Source organism: bacterium (genome assembly GCA_016703265.1).
Classification (GTDB): Bacteria; Krumholzibacteriota; Krumholzibacteriia; order LZORAL124-64-63; family LZORAL124-64-63; genus CAINDZ01.
In genome coordinates this window covers 119,346-135,716 of record JADJCK010000012.1, presented here as the reverse complement: position 1 = coordinate 135,716, position 16,371 = coordinate 119,346, and the positions used below count along the sequence as shown (strand labels likewise).

The following is a 16,371-nucleotide window of genomic DNA, read 5'->3' as shown; positions in this document are numbered from 1 at the left end:
GGCCTACAGCATCGAACAACGCCAGCCGATCGGCCACATGCACCTCGTCCTTCCGGATGCCGGGGTAGGCGTCACCGGCCGCGCCGACGCGAAGTTCGATATCGCCACGCACCTTCGCCAGGTCGTACAGGCCGATCGGCAGCAGGAAAGCCAGCGAGGCGAGGTTACAGGCATCGACGACGTTGCCGAGCCGATAGAGGCCCTTGCCCTGGAGCACGCGGCGCAGCAGGGCTTCACTGCTCGGGCGGTGGCGCGACGGGTCCATGCCGAACGACTTGTAGAGATCGCGCGCTTCACGCAGGCCCTCGATGCCCGACGGCTCGCGGCCCGCGTAACGGGCACGAAGCGCGTCGGCAATGGCCGCGGTCTCGGTCACCAGAAATTCCGAATCGCCCGGCGAAACGCCGGCCAGGACGAGGGCTCCGCACGAAAGCCTGTGGCCGACGCCGGCGGAGATCGCCAGCACGCGGCCGTCCGGCAGGCGGGCGTTGTCCAATTCAGACGCCGCCGGCGTGGCGACGACCCGGGCCGTACATGAGGTCGTAGTACTCTACATAGCGACCGGTGCGGATCTTCTCCCACCACGCACGCTCGGCCAGGTACCAGTCCACGGTGCGGGCCATCCCCGTCGCAAAGTCGACCGAAGGCGCCCAGCCGAGTTCCGCCGTGATGTGCGAGGCGTCGATCGCGTAGCGCCGGTCGTGCCCCGGGCGGTCGGCGACGAACGTAATCAGCTCCCGCCCCAGCCCCAGCTTTTCCAGGAGCAGGTGCACCAGGTCGAGGTTCCGCATCTCATTGCCGCCGCCCACGTTGTAGACGCCGCCGGGACGCCCGTGCCGCAGCGCGAGGTCGACGGCGCGACAGTGATCCTCGACGAAGAGCCAGTCACGCACCTGCAGGCCGTCGCCGTAGACGGGCAGCGGCTTGCCTTCGAGCGCGTTGGCGATCATCAGCGGGATGAGCTTCTCGGGAAACTGGTACGGGCCGTAGTTGTTGCTGCAGCGCGTGACGACGACCGGGAAGCCGAACGTCTTGAAGAACGAACGGCAAAGCAGGTCGGCCGCAGCCTTGCTCGCCGCGTAGGGCGAATTCGGGGCCAGCGGCGAGTTCTCTGTGAAATATCCTTCGCTGCCGAGGGAACCGTAGACCTCGTCGGTGGAGACCATGACGAATTTCTGCACGCCGGCCGCACGCGATTCCTCGAGCAGGATCTCGGTGCCCAGCACGTTGGTGGTGATGAAGACCTCGGGACCCTCGACGGATCGATCCACATGGCTTTCGGCGGCGAAATGGACGACGGCGTCGATCGCTTCCTGCTGCAGCAGCGTACGCAGGAGGTCGCGGTCGCGAATATCGCCGCGCACGAAGCGGTACCGGGGATCGTCCTCGCAGCCGGCGAGGTTTTCCAAGTTGCCCGCGTAGGTCAGCAGGTCGAGGTTCACCACGCGATCGTCCGAGTTCCGCAGCAGGTACCGGACATGGTTCGAGCCGATGAAGCCGGCGCCACCAGTCACCAGGATGTTCATGAGTTGCTCCCCCGGGCGGCCGCGAGCCGCGTCGTGAAGGCGGCCACGCGGGCCGCGCTGACCGGCGCGGCGACATCGCCGGCCTCCTTGAGCGCGGTCCCGACGATGAAGCCGTCGGCCGCGGGCAGGAACTGCCCCAGGTTGTCGGTCGTGACGCCGCTGCCGACCAGGAGCGGACAATCGGGCAGCGCCAGACGCAGGGCCGCCAGTTCGGCCGGGTCGGCGCCGGCGCCGGTGGCCACGCCCGTGACCACGAGCGCGTCGGCCAGGCCCCGCAATCGCAGGTCGCGCGCCTCGTCGGCCACCGGACGGGGCGCCAACGGCGCCGCGTGCTTGACCCGGATGTCGGCGATGATCCCTACCGCGGCGCCGAACTCGCGGCGCTGGCGCAGGGTACGCCAGGCCTGCCCCTCGAGCAGGCCCTGGTCGGTGACCGCCGCCCCCGTGTGCACGTTGACGCGGATGAAGGCCGCCCCTACGGCCACAGCGACCGCCAGGGCGGCCTCGGCGTCGTTCCGCAGGATATTGATGCCCAGGGCGCAGTCCGGCGCCTCGCGGCGCACGGCCGCGGCTACAGCCGTCACGGCGGCCACGGTGACGGGCGGCACGGCGCCGGGATGGAAGGGGATGTCCTGGAAATTCTCCAGCATCAGGGCGCGCACCCCGCCCTCGCGCAGCGATCGGGCATCACGGAGGGCCGCCGCCGTCACCGCGGCGAGGTCGCCACCCCACAGGGGGCTGCCGGGCAGGGGCCCGAGGTGCAGCATGCCGATGACGCCGGGCCCGCAGAGCTCGCTGAAGGTCGCGCGGTTCCAGGGGGTCTGTTCGGTCCAGGGGGTCAAGGTTCGGTCCTTCCGCGGAACGGCAGGCATGGGCTTGGCGCAGGGCTCATGGTAGAATAAATTGGTTCCACCGCCCGTGACAAGATCTTAGGCTCCGCCACCGGGGCCGCGGCCGGTCGCCCCAGGCGCCCGACAAGGAGTCCGATGCAGATCGTCCATGGCAAGTCAGGCTGGCTCGAAGTCATCTGCGGGCCGATGTTCAGCGGCAAGAGCGAGGAACTCATCAAGCGGATCCGGCGCGCCCAGATCGCACGGCGCAGGGTGCAGATCTTCAAGCACGGCATCGACGCCCGGTACGATGCCACCAGCATCGTCTCGCACAGCCAGCAGAGCCTGCCCGGCATTGCGGTGACCAACGCCCTCGACATCCTCAGCCAGGTTGATGACCGCACCGAACTGGTCGCCATCGACGAGGGGCAGTTCTTCAGCGAGGAGATCGTCGATGTGGTGACCAAGCTGGCCAATCTCGGCAAGCGGGTCGTCATCGCGGGCCTGGACCTCGACTACCGCGGAGTCCCGTTCGGCCCCATGCCGCTGCTGATGTGCCGGGCCGAGTATGTCACCAAGCAGCTGGCCATCTGCATGACGTGCGGCGATCCCGCCAATTTCACGCAGCGGCTGACGCGCGACACGGCGCAGGTCGTGGTCGGCGCGGCCGAGATCTACGAGGCCCGCTGCCGCGCCCACTTCGAGCCGCCCGCGGAAGAGAAGCCGCCGCTGCGCGCAGCCGGCCAGGCGGGCGAGAAAGCCTGAGTCGCGCTTCTGTCACTGGAACGGACGAGACGACCGCGCCCCACCCGGGACGCGGTCGTTGTTCATTCCCTCGGGCAGATGCGGCTCAGGTGAAGAAATGCGGATCGATTTTCAGGGCGCTCGCGCGCTTCACAAGGTCGGCGACACGCTCCTGGGAAAGCCCGAGCACGGAAGCGGCCGGTCGGAGCGACAGCGGGATCTCCAGGCTGTCGGTCGCCTCGGGCTCCTCCTCGTCGCCGCCCTGGCAACGGGCGATCTCCTCGCCGAGCGCGATCATCGCCGCAACCCGGACATTGCGCGCATCCGGCTGCTCGAATCGGTGATGCCAGCGCACCGCATCCTCAAGGTCTTCTGTCAGGTTCCACTCGCGCAGCAGCATGGCACCCAGTTCGCCGTGGTCGAATCCGAGAACACGCAACTCCACCTCGTGGTACGGCTTGCCGGTCTCGGCGGATTCGGACAGGATCTCCTGGAAGAGCTCGGGATGACTGCGTGCCAGCACGAGCTGCCCGATATTCTGCATCAATCCACCGATGAAAACGCTTTCGGGCTGCACCCGGCCGACCGCCTGCGCGACCAGCTGGCTGCCCATCGCCGACAGCACCGATTGGCGCCAGATCTTCTGGTAGAGCATGCCGGCGCCGGGCGCCAGGAAGACCGAGCGTGCCGCCGTGACCAGCGTCCAGTTGCGGATCGTCACGAAGCCCAGCCGCACGATGGACTCGCTGACGGTCGTGATCTGTCGCGCAGCGCCGTAGAACGGGCTGTTGGCGATGCGCAGCACCTTCGCGGTGAGGGCCTGGTCCATGGCCAGCGCCTTCTCCAGCCGCGTCGCGGTTGTCCGCGGGTCCTCGATCACGGCCATGATGTGGCAGGCCGCTTTCGGCAGCGCCGGCAGTTCGCCGCTGTGGCGCAGGATGATCTCGGGCGTCAGGGCATGTCGCAGGGTTTCGGTCACGATCGTGGCCGCCGACGACGGCGGCGCCGCGAGCGGCGAGGCCGTCAGGGGTTCCGTCGCCGGCTGGCGCACGTCGCGATCGCCGTCGAAGATCTGCAGTTCGTCCTCGGCGCGGACAGGTCGCCGCGCGCCGGGCGGCGCCAGCGGGCGCGCCACCGGCTCGGCGCCCGGTTCGGCAGTGAACGGATCGATTTCGGGTGCGCGCCGGCGCGCCAGCACAGCCACCTCGGGCTCGCTTGCCGTCGACACGGGGTACGTGTCCGGCTCCTGGCGATCCTGGGACCGCCGGCGACGATCCAGTTCGGCGTTCAGGATGCCCGACACCTGTCCCTGCTTCACCGGCACGCCCTTCTCGAGCAGGCACATGCGTGCCAGGGCGTAGTGGGCCAGGATGCCGGCCGCTGCCAGCGCCGTCTCTCCCGAATGATCGGCGTCCAGGTAGAGGAAGGTATTCCAGTGGCCCTGGGCCGGCAGGGGCAGGATCACCACCTGCCGGTCGCGCGCACCGCGACCGAGCAGGATCGTCAGGTCGAGCGGGAAGTGCTTCTGCGGGACGGGGCCGCAGTACACGGTTCCATCGTGTGCGACGGCGGCGAAGACATCGTCCTTCGCGCTGGGGATCGGCGCCCGCCCGTCACGCCGTTTCCGGCGCGCCTCGGGAGGCAGCTTCACGTTCTCCTCGAGAAAGACCTGCAGCCCGCTGGACCAGCGCTTGAGCAGCAACAGGCGCAGTCCGGACTGGCGCGCCAGGCGCACGAAGAATTCGGGGAACTCCTTGAGGCGGGTCATCGTCGAGAGCTCGACCATGCCGGCCTGGATGGCAGCCTGATGCGACGGCGTGAGCTCGATCACGCTCGTCATGACGTGCGGTTCGGCGGCTCCATGGCCGTGGTCGCCGCGCGCATCGCCGCCGGCGGGTGGTCCCGCAGCCGGGGAATCGTCCGACAGCTCGCGCACGCGTGCCTGCAGGCGTGACAGCGTCTGCTGGATATCCTGGATCTCACTGGTTCCGGTACTCAACGGCGCCCCTTGCTGGCTGGCTGACCGGGTGGGCGCCCAGCACTGCTGGCGCCCGCATGCGCCTAGGGATCGGCAGAATCTGCCGCCATTGAATGAAAAAGTTGGGGCCGGCCGATTCCTTCCGCTGGGCGGTTGCCCGTGGCGGCAAGTGGCGTATTATGGTTCCCGGAACGTCCCTGGCGCAGCCCACCCCCCGGAGGATGATGGAAACCCGCCGCCCCCGCACGCGCATCACGAAGTCCTTCACCTTCGATGCCGCCCACTGGCTGCCGGAAGTGCCGGAAGACCACAAGTGCCGTCGCCTGCATGGCCATACATACGAACTTGTCGTGGGATTGGAAGGCGAACTGGACGCGCGCCTCGGCTGGGTCGTGGACTACGGCGAGGTCAGCCGGGCCGTGGATCCCGTGGTCCGGGAACTGGACCACCACTGCCTGAACGAGATCCCGGGGCTCGAGAACCCGACCGCCGAGGTCCTTGCCGTGTGGCTGTTCGGGCGCCTGCGTGCGCAGTTGCCGCAACTGGTCGACGTGACCGTGCGCGAAACCCCGCGCACCTCGGCTGTCTACAGGCCCGGGGCCTGAGCCGCACGATTCCCTGCCGCGGGCAGGCGCACGTGCTCCACGGCATCGGCCGGCAACCAGCCCTGCCAGTCGCCGCCCAGGCTCACCCGCTCCCAGCCGTCGCGATGCTCTTCCACGTTGAGTGCCAGGCCGGCATGGACCTCGAAGAGCGTCGGGAACGTCGCCGCCGGGCCCGAGCGCACGGCGACCGCGCCCGCGACGACCACAGCCTGGTCGCGAACGCGCTCCTGCTGCCAGCGCCCGGCGGCCACGGCCGCGACGAGTACAGTCGCCGAGACCACGACGACAAGGCTCCGCCGCTGCAGGCGCGATGCCCCGCGCGCCCAACCCCAGCCCAGGACGATCGCGGTCAGCCACAGGGTGACCACGAGCAGGATCCCCCATTCGTCCAGTGACAGGGCACCGACGACGGCCGCCGCCTGCGCGATGAACAGCGGCAGGGACTGGTTCGCCAGTTCGAGGTCCTTGAGGTTCCGGCGCATCCAGGCCAGGTTGCTGCGGATGTCGCGATCGCGCGGTGACAATCTCTGGGCACGGAGATAGCTGGCCATCGCCGAGCCGACCTCGCCGGCGCGGGCCTGGGCGTTGCCCAGGTTGTAGTGCAGGACGGCCGCGTCCAGGCCGAGGGCCCGCGCCTGCAGGTAGAGGTCGCGTGCCTCGGTGAAACGTCCGTCGGTGTAGGCCTGGTTGCCCTGGGCCACCAACTGCTCCGCATCGGCAGCGGCCACAGGCGCCGCGGCGGTCGCCAATCCCGCCGTCACCAGCACGGCCAGGACGCCGGCGGTTCCGCGACCGGGACGGGCCGACCGCTGGTCGGCGCGCTCGAGCGCCGCGAGGGATTCGAGGGCTTCCGCGGCGAGATCCGTCGCGGCGGCGCCGCTCCGGCCGCCGAAACGGGCCTGGTCGCAGCGGTCCAGGAGCGCCACCAGGGACGAGCCGGCTGCCGGCAACCGGCGGCGATCAGCCAGTTCGGCCAGTTCCGCAGTCCCGACGGCGGTTGCCGGGATGTCGAGGCAGTCGGCCACGTAACCGGTCACCGCGCGCGAGACCAAGGCCAGGCCCTCCGCGTTGTCGGCGGTGGCGGCGGCCGTCTTCAGCAAGCCACGCGCCGTCGCGAGGGCCGCGCGGCGGCGGCGCCCGGCCGGATTACGGAGATCGGCCTCCTGGCGCCCCAACCACCAGCGCCAGCCTCCCAGCAGGAAGCCCGGGGCCAGCGCCAGCGCCCACCAGGCGCCGCCACCAAAGGTCGGCAGGGCGCCGCCGACATCGATCGGGCCGGCATGGATGAACGCAAGATCGTCACCGACACGGGCGATCTCGTTGCGGAGGAAGCCCGAGTCCTCGCCGCCGGCGACGGGACGATCGCTGGGTGTGACCGTCACATCGTGCCAGGCCGTGCGCGCGGTGCGGTAGTCCCCGCGAGCCACGTCGAACCAGACAACCTCGACCTGCGGCACGCGCACCTGCCCTTCGCGCGTGGTGACCAGTACCTTTTCGGCCGCCAACTTGCCCAACAGGCGCTGATCCTGCGGCACGGTGGCGTAGTTCTCGGCCGCGTCGTGCAGGCGCGTCCCTTCGGGCTCCGACACCTTCAGACCGGCAAATCCCTTCAGGAAGCCGTCGGTTTCCAGCGACAGCTTCAGGCCGATGGCTTCGCCGCGCGGAACCGTCGTCCGGTCGACGACGCCGGTGATCTCGCACCGCGTCGCCACGATGCCGCTGTAGCCGGCGGGCTTGGGCGCCGGCAGGTCACGCACGTTGACGACGACCGGACGCGTGCGCAGGACACGCGGACCGGACGACTGCTGCCGTGAGTTGAAGAAGCGCCCGAACAGGTCCTCGGGGAACGACAACTCGGCGGGCTCGATCTGGAGCTTTCCCGATCGCGTCGGGAACAGGGCATAGCGGACTTCAGTGACGCTGTAGACCTGACCCTTGTGGACGTCACGGAAGCTGCGTTCCGGGCCCAGGTCCTCGCGCCAGAACCCTTCGGTGCGCGGCGCCGTGTAGGATGGATTGCTCCAGGGCTGGACGCGCCGCCAGAACTGGAACGACAGGACCACCTGCTGCCCCACCCAGACATCCGACTTGTCGACGGACATGGTGACGAAGACATCGTCCCCGCCCGCACCCGGCGCTGCTGTGCGTCCCTGGGGCTCCCGTGGCACGCGATTGCCGGTGTCTGCGGGCGGCGCGGTGCCGGCCACGACGGTGATCTCGATGGGCTTGGTTTCGCAGGTGCCGGCAGCGGTGGTGACCCTGACGGGTCCGATCGTGAACTTCCCCTCGTTCTCGGCCCGCAGGTAATAGGTGCGCGAGACCATCACCTGCGTCTGCCCGTTGATGACGGTCATGCTCTGGTTCGTGCCGCCACCGTAGACCCGGATCCCCGCCAACTCGGGCAACTGGAATGCCGGCGACCAACCGGTGTCGCCCTGCGCGGTGACGACCAGAACCACGTCCTCGCCGCGCGCAACGGTGCTGCGGCTCACCTCGGCCCGGCAGGTCACCGCGGCCTGGGCGGAGCCGGCCATGGCCAGCAGCCAGAGCGCACACAGGAAGCCGGGAATGCACGGCGCCATCCCGCGCAGCCGCCCGAAGCCCGTTTCGACCATCACCATCTCTTCCCACTTTTCGGTCGTCCACCCTGCACGCGCTTCTGCAGCGAGCGCTTCAGTTCTTCCTCGTCGCGATCGAGGGCCTTGAGGATCTGCGCCGCCTGTTCATCCGTCAATTCGGGTGCGGCCCCGTCCTTCTGCTGTTGCTGTTGCTGTTGCTCCTGCTGCTGGTCCTGCTTCTGCTGATCCTGCTGCTGTTGTTCCTGCTGCTGTTGTTCCTGCTGCTGTTGTTCCTGCTGCTGGTCTTGCTTCTGCTGGTCCTGCTTCTGTTCGTCCTGCTTCTGCTGGTCCTGCTTCTGCTGATCCTGCTTCTGCTGGTCCTGCTTCTGCTGGTCCTGCTTCTGTTCGTCCTGCTTCTGTTCGTCCTGCTTCTGCTCGTCCTGCTTCTGTTCGTCCTGCTTCTGCTGCTGCTCCAGCCGGCGCAGCGCAGCCTCCAGGTTGACCAGTGCGTCTGTTCGTTCCGGAGCCAGGGCCAGTGACTCGCGCAAGGCCTTCGCTGCCGCCTCGGCATCGCCGCTCGAGAGGGCCGTGGTGCCGCGATTGTAGAGGGCCTCCGCACGAAGCGCCGGGTCGTCGGTCAAGGCAAGGGCGCGATCGAATTCACGCATGGCTTCCGGATAACGCTCGAGCCGGAACAGCGTTTCCCCGACCGCCAGGCTGAGGACGGGATCATCAGGGGCCTGCACGACCGCACCCTCAAACGCCGTCAGGGCCTTCTCGAAGTCTCCCTCTCCGTACAGGCGGCGTCCCTCGGCTGCGGCAACGGCGCCGGCGCGGACCAGGTCGGGTGCAGCCATAGCCTGGCCAGCGAACAGCAGGAACGTCGCGGCCAGGACGCCGGCCAGCGCTCCCCGCCGCGGGCGCAGGCCAAGACGCAGCAGGAAGCACAGGATCGCCAGCGCAAGCGGCCAGATATACCGTTCCTGGTAGGCCGACACGCGCCGATCCTCAAGGTCGCGGCGACCGAGGCGCTGCAATTCGCGGTACAGGCGGTCGCCAGCCAGCCCATCGATGCCCAGCCGGAACGTGCCGGCGTCACCCATGGCGCCGAGCTTCTCGAGCGCTTCGAGATTGAGGTGTGTTGTCACGACGTTGCCCTCGTCGTCCTTCTGGTAACCGGCAGGTCGCCCGGAGCGGTCAACCGCCGGGATCAGCCCGCCCTCGGTGCTGCCGACACCCACGGGGATCACGCGAATGCCGTCCTTGCGGCAGGCCTCCGCTTCCTTCTCCCAGTCGCCTTCGAGATCCTCGCCGTCGGTCACGAGCAGGATGGCCTGGAAACCGCTGCCGTCGTCGCCGTCTGCGCCGCGACCCTTGGCCAGCAACTGCCGGGCCGTCGCGAGGGCCGCGCCGATGTTCGTGCCCTGTTCGGACAGCAGGTCCGTGTCGGCCATCTTCAGGAACATGTCCGCGGTCCCGTAATCGAGCGTCAGCGGGCACTGCACGAATGCCGCGCCCGCGAAGAACACGAGGCCGATGCGGCTTTCCTGCACCCGTCCGAGGAAGCTGCCGAGCTCCGTCTTCGCGCGCTCGAGACGACTGGGCGCCACGTCCTCGGCCAGCATCGAATTCGAGATGTCCAGCGCAACGACGACATCGGACCCGCGCTGCGTCACGGTCACCTCGCTGGCTCCCCACTGCGGGCGCGCCAGCGCGATCAGCAGCCAGAACAGGCCGGCCAGCAGGAGGAAGCGGTCCCACCCCAGCAGGGTGCCATGCCGACCCTCGACGTGCTCGGACGCCCGCTCGCCAAGCAGTCGCCGCAATCCGGACCGGTTCCGGCCCTCCCCCAGGCGGAGCGCCAGCCAGAGCACCGGCAGCAACGGAACGACCCAGAGCCACGGCTGCACGCCGAACCTCATGGCAGCCTCCTGAGCCATGTTGCCGCCAGCAGCGCCTCGGCCAGCAGCAGGACCAGTCCGGGCACGGCGAACCAGGCCATGCGCTCGCGGTACCAGGTACTGACCGTCGTGCGGAAACGCACCTTCTCCATCTCGTCGATCTTGCGGAAGATGTTCTGCAGGGCCTCGGGATCGGTGGCCTGGAACATCTCGCCGCCCGTCGTGTCGGCGATGCGGCGCAGGAGCGCCAGGTCGATCTTCGACTCGATCTGCCGCGTGCGCCGCCCGAAGATCGGATCCTCGACCGGGAACGGGACCATTCCCTCGCGCCCGATCGCCACGGCGTAGACCCGGATGCCGAACGTCTTGGCGAGCCTGGCTGCGGTTTCCGGTTCGAGCGTTGGCACGTTGTTCACGCCGTCGGTCAACAGGATGATGGTGCGGCTCGGCGACGTGGACCTCTGCAGCCGCGATACGGCCGTGGCCAGGCCAAGGCCGATGGCCGTGCCGTCATCGACCAGGCCGACCCTGATCTCGTCGAGAAATCCGGTCAATACCGGATGGTCCAGGGTGAGCGGGCATTGCGTAAAGGCGCGGGCCGCGAAGACCACGAGCCCGATCTGGTCGTGCGGACGGCCGCTGATGAACTCGCGGATCACGGCCTTGGCGGACTCGAGCCGGTCGAGCGGCTGGAAGTCGAGCGACTGCATGCTGCCGCTGATGTCGAGTGCCAGAACGATATCGGTGCCCTCGCCCTCGACTTCCTCCGAACGATGTGCCTGTCGCGGACCGGAGGCCGCCACGACCAGAAGCGCAACGCCCAGCGCCGAGAGCCAGGGCAGCAGGGAGACCGCCCGGACCCGCCACCCGCGCACGCCAGCGCCGAAGAGCGCCACGTTCGGGTGCCGCAGGCGACCGGCAGCCGGGACGCCCCTGCTCCGCCACCAGGCCACAGCGATGACGAACGGCAGCGCCGCCAGGAGCCAGGGCCGGGCGAATTCCATCATCGCGCGACCTCCCCCGGGATGGCGGCGCCGGCCAGGTCTGCCGTGACCGCGGTCCAGGCCTTGCCCGCTTCAAGCAATCGCTCGGCGGCGACCGGAGTCTGCCGGGGCATCACCCGGGTCGCGGACAGGGCCGTCAGCAGGTCGACGGCCTCTTGTCGGCACCATTCGGCGGTCGGAGCAGCCCGGTCGTACCGGTGGAGGTCGGCCGCATCGATGATGCGCGCCAGCGCCTCGGGCTGCACGGGAGCGTAACCGCGGGCGTTGCAGGAAGCGACGAGCTCACGACCTGTCATCTCGGCCGCCGCGACCCCGAAGTGTCCGGCAGCATGGCGGCGCGCCACCGCGGCCAGGCCATCGAGAAACAGGCGAGTGTCGCCCCGTTCGAGGTGGCGCTCAGCCAGCAGCACCCGAAGGGCCAGGGCCGTGCCGATCCACGCCGGTTCCGGGAGCGACCAGTCCAGCGCTGAATTGTCGCGACGGCGTCGGCGACGCCACCACCACCAGGACGCAGCGGCCAGCAGGACCAGCAGGGCCAGCAGGACGGCTGCCGCAGCCGTGAACCAGCCGACGGGCCGCGGGTCGCGAATTGCAGCCAGGCGCGAAGGATCGTCGACGCGCCCGCGGACCAGGACGACCGGCGAAGTCCGGCCCAGCCATTCGAGCCGGAACGGTGCGGTGCGGTACACGCGGTACGTCGCCACGACCCGTTCGCCCGGCGAAGGGGGAAGCGCCGCCACGGCATCGGCGAAGAGCTTGCTTCGACCGCCGCCCGTGATACGCCACCAGGGCCGCGCGGGCTCGGGCTCGAGGATGAGCTGGTCGCCAGCCACCGTCGGCGGCGCACCGGTGCTCCCGGCTCCCTGCGGCAGGTCCCAGGCGATACCAAGGAGCCCGCCGAAAGCCACGGTGTCGCCGAGAACATGGAAGGCGGTCGGGGCGGGCAGCGAGTCCGCTGCTGCAAATGCAAGCCGACCGGTGTCGGGTACTGCAGGCGCCGACCCGCCGGGTACCGGCGGCATCTGCGCCCCTGCCGACGTCACCATCGCCAGCACGGCCAGAGCTGCCGTCAGCAACCGTGCGCCGGCGACCGGGCGGAGTCCGCCACCGTGTTCGTGTCGGCGCATCACCGCGCCCTCCGCCGGCCCTGGCGGCCTTCGCGACCGAGGAAGAAGCGTCGCAACGGTTCGACGTACGAACCGGTCGCGTCGATATCGACGACGTCGACACCGCGCGACTGGAACAGCTTCGAGAGCGCCCCGTCGTGCGCCTCCGCACCGGCGGCGAGCCGGCGCCTGACCCGGGCCGAAGAGGTGTCGATCAGCAACGGACGCCCGGTTTCGGCATCGACCCAGTGAACGAGTCCGAGTTCCAGCAGTGCCGACTCACGAGGGTCGCGGACCCTGACGGCCACGACATCATGCCGCCGCGAAAGGACGGACAGGCTGGTCGTGAAATCGCCGGCCCAGAAGTCGGACACCAGGAAGACCGTCGCCTTCCGCTTGAGGACGGAACCGAGCAGCCGCAGCGGCGCATCCAGGTCCGTGCCGCGGCCCTCGGGCTCGAAGGTAAGCAGTTCGCGGATCAGGCGGAGCACGTGGCTGCGGCCCTTGGCCGGGGGAATGAACTTCTCGACCCTGTCACTGAACAGGACGAGGCCGACCTTGTCCTTGTTGGCGATGGCTGCAAAAGCCAGCACGCCGCACAATTCCGCCGCGACCTCGGACTTGAAACGTGCGCCGCTGCCGAAGCGCCCGCTGCGACTGAGGTCCACCGCCAGCATCACCGTCAGTTCGCGCTCTTCATCGTAGAGCTTGACGAAGGGGTCTCCCGTGCGTGCCGTCACGTTCCAGTCGATGGCGCGGACATCGTCGCCGGGTACGTACTCGCGCACCTCGCGGAACTCCATGCCGGTGCCCTTGAACACCGAATGGTATTCACCGGAGAACACCTCCTCCACGAGGCGGCGCGTGCGAATCTCGATCCTGCGCACGGCGGCGAGGATCTCGGCAGGGATCTGGACGTTGCGGTTCTGGTCGGCCATGTCGGTTACGGCACCGCGATGCTGTCGAGCAGCGTGGTCACGATATCGTCCGAGGTCAGGTTCTCCGCTTCCGCTTCGTAGGTTACCAGGATCCGGTGGCGCAACGCGTCGTGGCCGACGGCCTTGACGTCCTCGGGGACCACGAAGGCACGCCCGCGCAACAGGGCCCGCGCGCGGGCCAGCTGCGTGAGAGCCAGGGTGGCGCGCGGCGACGCACCCCAGGCGATGAGCGGGGCCAGCTTGAGGCCCGCCGCCTCGGGATCCCGCGAAGCGAAGACGATGTCCAGGACATACGACTTGATCTTCTCGTCGATGAAGACCGCATTGACCGCCGCGCGGATCTCAGCCAGCCCCTGCGGTTCGAGCACCGGCGAAACCTCGGGCACCTCGCGGCCCGCCATGCGCTCGAGGATGGCCCGTTCGTCCTCGCGGGTCGGGTAGCCGATCCGCAGTTTCAGGAGGAAGCGATCGACCTGAGCCTCGGGCAACGGGTAGGTGCCCTCCTGCTCGATCGGGTTCTGCGTGGCCAGGACCAGGAACGGGTCCGGCAGGCGGAACGTCTCGCCTCCGATCGTCACCTGGCGCTCCTGCATGGCCTCGAGCAGCGCACTCTGGACCTTTGCCGGGGCGCGGTTGATCTCGTCAGCCAGGATGATGTTCGAGAACACCGGGCCCTTCTTGACGGTGAACTCACCCGTCTCGCGATTGTAGATGGTGGTTCCGGTGACATCGGCCGGCAGCAGGTCGGGCGTGAACTGAATCCGCCGGAAACCCGTGTGGACTGTGCGCGCCAGCGTGCTCACGGCGAGGGTCTTGGCCAGGCCGGGCACGCCTTCCAGCAGGATATGGCCACCGGTCATCAGTCCCAGCAGGAGGCCCTCGATCATGTCGCGCTGGCCGACGATGACCTTGCCGACTTCGGAATAAACACCGCGCAGACGGGACGCCATTTCCTCGGCGCGAACCTTGTCGAGAGCATGCAGGTCGGACATGTTCACCTTCCCGGCCGGGTTCGGCCGTGGACTGGGGTCGGTGCCGGAAGTCGGGGCGGGCGATTCATACGCACGCCGGCGACCGGAGTTCCCGAGGGCGGTGAACCCCGATCGCCCACAATAGCCGACCCGTTTTCGCTTGCCAACCCCGCGTAAAAGCCTTTGAATAGGCAACGTTCGCGGCGTCAGGCCGCGCGCGGCCGCCCGCGAACCGGAAACGGGAGATTACGTCGTGCGTCTGAGCAACCGCAAGATCGAGCACCTGGGCAAGCGGGTCCTGAAAATGATGCAGGATGACCCGCGGATCCACCCCGCGGGCAACACCGATCTCGTGCTGCGCGCGATCGAGGACGCCTTGGCGGACAACCTGCGACTCGAGGACGAAATCGACCAGGAAGTCGAACAGCTCCTCGCCCAGAACGTCAACGAAATACGCGCCATGGAAATGGACGTCGGCGCCCTGAGGGCCAAGATGAAACGGGAACTGGCCCGCAAGAAACGCTTCGTCCTCTAGTCCGCCGGCCCGGCGCCGCACCTGCGGCAGGCCGGTTTCGGCAAGGGAGCCCTCCATGCGCCTTTCGGAAGAACGCATCACGGTGCTGGCCAAGGAGATCTGCGAGAGGCTCCTCGACGAGGAACTCGTCGACATCGAACTGGCCGAGAACGACTTCATGCGCCTCGTGGAAATGCTGATCATGACGGACCTGCGCATCGAGGACGAAATCGACGAGCAGACAACGACTTTCCTGCTCAAGAATCGCCCCCAGCTCGAGGAAGGGTCCACCGCCTGGGAAGTCGAGTTCGAGCGCAAGAAGCTCGACCTGTCGATGGCCCGCGGCTATGTCGCCTTCTGAACCGATCGTCCCCGCTCTCCGCCGAACCCGCGCACGGTGCGTTTCCCGTGCCGCCATTCACCCATGAGGATCCTCGTCCTGTCCCCGTACCTGCCCCACCGCCGCGTCGGCCACGGCGGCGGTACGGCCGTGCGCGACCTCCTGGGCTGGCTGGCGCGGCAGCATGAGGTCACGGCGGCCTGCCTCGTCCGCCCCGGCGAGGAAGGCCTGGTGGACGACGTGCGGACCCTGGGCGTGGCGGTCGAGGGGCTTCCATTTGCCGACCGCAGCGCTGCCGGGACCCGCAGGTTCGCATTCTGGCGGCACCGTCTGGCCGCTGCCGCGCGAGCGACCGCGTCGGGATTTCCGTACTTCGTCGAGAAGTACCGCACGGCCGCCCTCGCGGCACGTGTCGCCGACATCGTGGAGCGCACGCGCCCCGAGGCGGTCCAGATCGAGTACCTGCAGCTCGCCCTCCATTGCCGCGACCTGCGGCGGCTGCCCGACGGGGCCCGTCCCCGGCTCATTCTCAACACCCACGAACTGGGCTCGCTGCCGCGCGACCGGCGCGCCGAGATCGCCACCGACCCCTGGCGCCGGCGGTTGGCGCGCGTGGAAGCCGCGCGCTGGCGACGGCTCCAGGTCGAGGCCTGCGGCTGGGCCGACAGGACGCTCTGCGTCACGGAGCAGGATCGTGTGCTCCTCGAGGCCATGGGCGGCCGCAGGCTGTCCACGGTCCCGCTCGGCATGGATCTCGAAGCCGTGCGTGCCGACTGGGACCCGCCTGCCGATGGCTGCCGGATCCTGTTCGTCGGCTCGTTCAGCCACGGCCCGAATCGCAGCGGCGCAAGGCGACTGCTGGAAGTGGTCTGGCCGCGGGTCCGTGCGGCACGTCCCGAGGCAACACTCGAACTGGCGGGACGCGGGTCGGACACGTTCCTCGCGACACTGGGCGACGCCGCGAACTGGTCGGCACAGGGCGTTACGGCACTCGGCTACGTGGACGACCTGGCGCCGCACTTCCGGCACTGCCACGCCTTTGCCGCGCCGCTGACCGAGGGCGGCGGCATCAAGATCAAGGTCCTGGAAGCCCTCGCACGCGGTGTCCCGGTGGTGACGACCGCGGTGGGTGCCGAGGGCATTGCGACGGCGGACTCGACGGCCCTGTACGTGGCCCCGCCCGACGCGGCGTTCGCCGAGGCGTTGTTGCGGGTGACTTCCGACGGGAAGCTGGCGCACTCGCTGGCCGCCGGCGGGCGCCGGCTGATGGAAGAACACTTCGGCTGGGCGGCCATCACCGGCCGGCTCACGCGGATCTACAGCGGCCTGCCCGACTGACGGCTCGTCGCCGCGCGC

Annotated in this window: 15 protein-coding genes; 5 read left to right on the top strand and 10 right to left on the bottom strand. The window is 69.0% G+C overall.

The annotated features are described in order from the left end of the window. The 3 genes from IPG61_18780 to IPG61_18770 form a co-directional block, all read right to left on the bottom strand. Window positions 1-496: hypothetical protein (locus IPG61_18780; protein ID MBK6736072.1), on the bottom strand; the 496-nt coding region annotated here is incomplete at its 3' end. A 1-nt stretch (window position 497) separates the two neighbouring features. Then, window positions 498-1,526, bottom strand: a complete 1,029-nt coding sequence (gene rfbB / locus IPG61_18775; protein MBK6736071.1) for a dTDP-glucose 4,6-dehydratase — start codon at window positions 1,524-1,526, stop codon at window positions 498-500. Continuing rightward, window positions 1,523-2,398: a BtpA/SgcQ family protein gene (locus tag IPG61_18770; GenBank protein MBK6736070.1), complete on the bottom strand. Its 876-nt coding sequence runs from the start codon at window positions 2,396-2,398 to the stop codon at window positions 1,523-1,525. The genes rfbB and IPG61_18770 overlap by 4 nt, the downstream gene beginning before the upstream one ends. Before the next feature lie 114 nt (window positions 2,399-2,512). Here IPG61_18770 and IPG61_18765 point away from each other — a divergent pair, with 114 nt between their 5' ends. Then, window positions 2,513-3,121: a thymidine kinase gene (locus tag IPG61_18765; protein MBK6736069.1), complete on the top strand. Its 609-nt coding sequence runs from the start codon at window positions 2,513-2,515 to the stop codon at window positions 3,119-3,121. 85 nt (window positions 3,122-3,206) lie between these two features. On the opposite strand, the gene IPG61_18760 is transcribed toward IPG61_18765, so the two are convergent. Continuing rightward, complete coding sequence (locus tag IPG61_18760) at window positions 3,207-5,099, bottom strand: HDOD domain-containing protein (protein ID MBK6736068.1); 1,893 nt, start codon at window positions 5,097-5,099, stop codon at window positions 3,207-3,209. A 203-nt stretch (window positions 5,100-5,302) separates the two neighbouring features. On the opposite strand from IPG61_18760, the gene queD reads away from it, so the two are divergent. Continuing rightward, window positions 5,303-5,683, top strand: a complete 381-nt coding sequence (gene queD / locus IPG61_18755; GenBank protein MBK6736067.1) for a 6-carboxytetrahydropterin synthase QueD — start codon at window positions 5,303-5,305, stop codon at window positions 5,681-5,683. Here the strand turns inward: queD and IPG61_18750 are convergent. Genes IPG61_18750 through IPG61_18725 form a run of 6 tightly spaced genes read right to left on the bottom strand, consistent with a single transcriptional unit; the run spans window position 5,665 to window position 14,182 of the window. Continuing rightward, window positions 5,665-8,304, bottom strand: coding sequence for a BatD family protein (locus IPG61_18750; GenBank protein ID MBK6736066.1), 2,640 nt, complete (start codon window positions 8,302-8,304; stop codon window positions 5,665-5,667). The genes queD and IPG61_18750 overlap by 19 nt on opposite strands. Continuing rightward, complete coding sequence (locus tag IPG61_18745) at window positions 8,298-10,163, bottom strand: VWA domain-containing protein (protein MBK6736065.1); 1,866 nt, start codon at window positions 10,161-10,163, stop codon at window positions 8,298-8,300. The genes IPG61_18750 and IPG61_18745 overlap by 7 nt, the downstream gene beginning before the upstream one ends. Further along, window positions 10,160-11,149 carry a VWA domain-containing protein gene (locus IPG61_18740; GenBank protein ID MBK6736064.1) on the bottom strand — a complete coding sequence of 330 codons (990 nt, stop codon included), beginning with the start codon at window positions 11,147-11,149 and terminating at the stop codon, window positions 10,160-10,162. Before IPG61_18740 ends, IPG61_18745 begins: the two co-directional genes overlap by 4 nt. Beyond that, window positions 11,146-12,273 (bottom strand): hypothetical protein, encoded by a 1,128-nt coding sequence (locus IPG61_18735; GenBank protein ID MBK6736063.1) that lies wholly within the window; start codon window positions 12,271-12,273, stop codon window positions 11,146-11,148. Before IPG61_18735 ends, IPG61_18740 begins: the two co-directional genes overlap by 4 nt. Then, the gene (locus tag IPG61_18730; protein ID MBK6736062.1) at window positions 12,273-13,190 is read right to left on the bottom strand and encodes a DUF58 domain-containing protein; all 918 of its coding nucleotides are present in this window, start codon (window positions 13,188-13,190) and stop codon (window positions 12,273-12,275) included. Before IPG61_18730 ends, IPG61_18735 begins: the two co-directional genes overlap by 1 nt. A gap of 5 nt (window positions 13,191-13,195) precedes the next feature. Further along, window positions 13,196-14,182, bottom strand: a complete 987-nt coding sequence (locus tag IPG61_18725) for an AAA family ATPase (GenBank protein ID MBK6736061.1) — start codon at window positions 14,180-14,182, stop codon at window positions 13,196-13,198. 232 nt (window positions 14,183-14,414) lie between these two features. Between IPG61_18725 and IPG61_18720 the strand changes: the two genes are divergently transcribed. The 3 genes from IPG61_18720 to IPG61_18710 all read left to right on the top strand — a co-directional run bounded on the left by IPG61_18720 (window position 14,415) and on the right by IPG61_18710 (window position 16,353). After that, the gene (locus tag IPG61_18720; GenBank protein MBK6736060.1) at window positions 14,415-14,696 is read left to right on the top strand and encodes a DUF507 family protein; all 282 of its coding nucleotides are present in this window, start codon (window positions 14,415-14,417) and stop codon (window positions 14,694-14,696) included. A 55-nt stretch (window positions 14,697-14,751) separates the two neighbouring features. Continuing rightward, on the top strand, window positions 14,752-15,036 hold the full coding sequence (locus tag IPG61_18715) for a DUF507 family protein (protein MBK6736059.1): 285 nt from the start codon (window positions 14,752-14,754) through the stop codon (window positions 15,034-15,036). Between the two features lie 63 nt (window positions 15,037-15,099). After that, window positions 15,100-16,353, top strand: a complete 1,254-nt coding sequence (locus tag IPG61_18710; protein ID MBK6736058.1) for a glycosyltransferase family 4 protein — start codon at window positions 15,100-15,102, stop codon at window positions 16,351-16,353. Window positions 16,354-16,371: the final 18 nt, after the last annotated feature.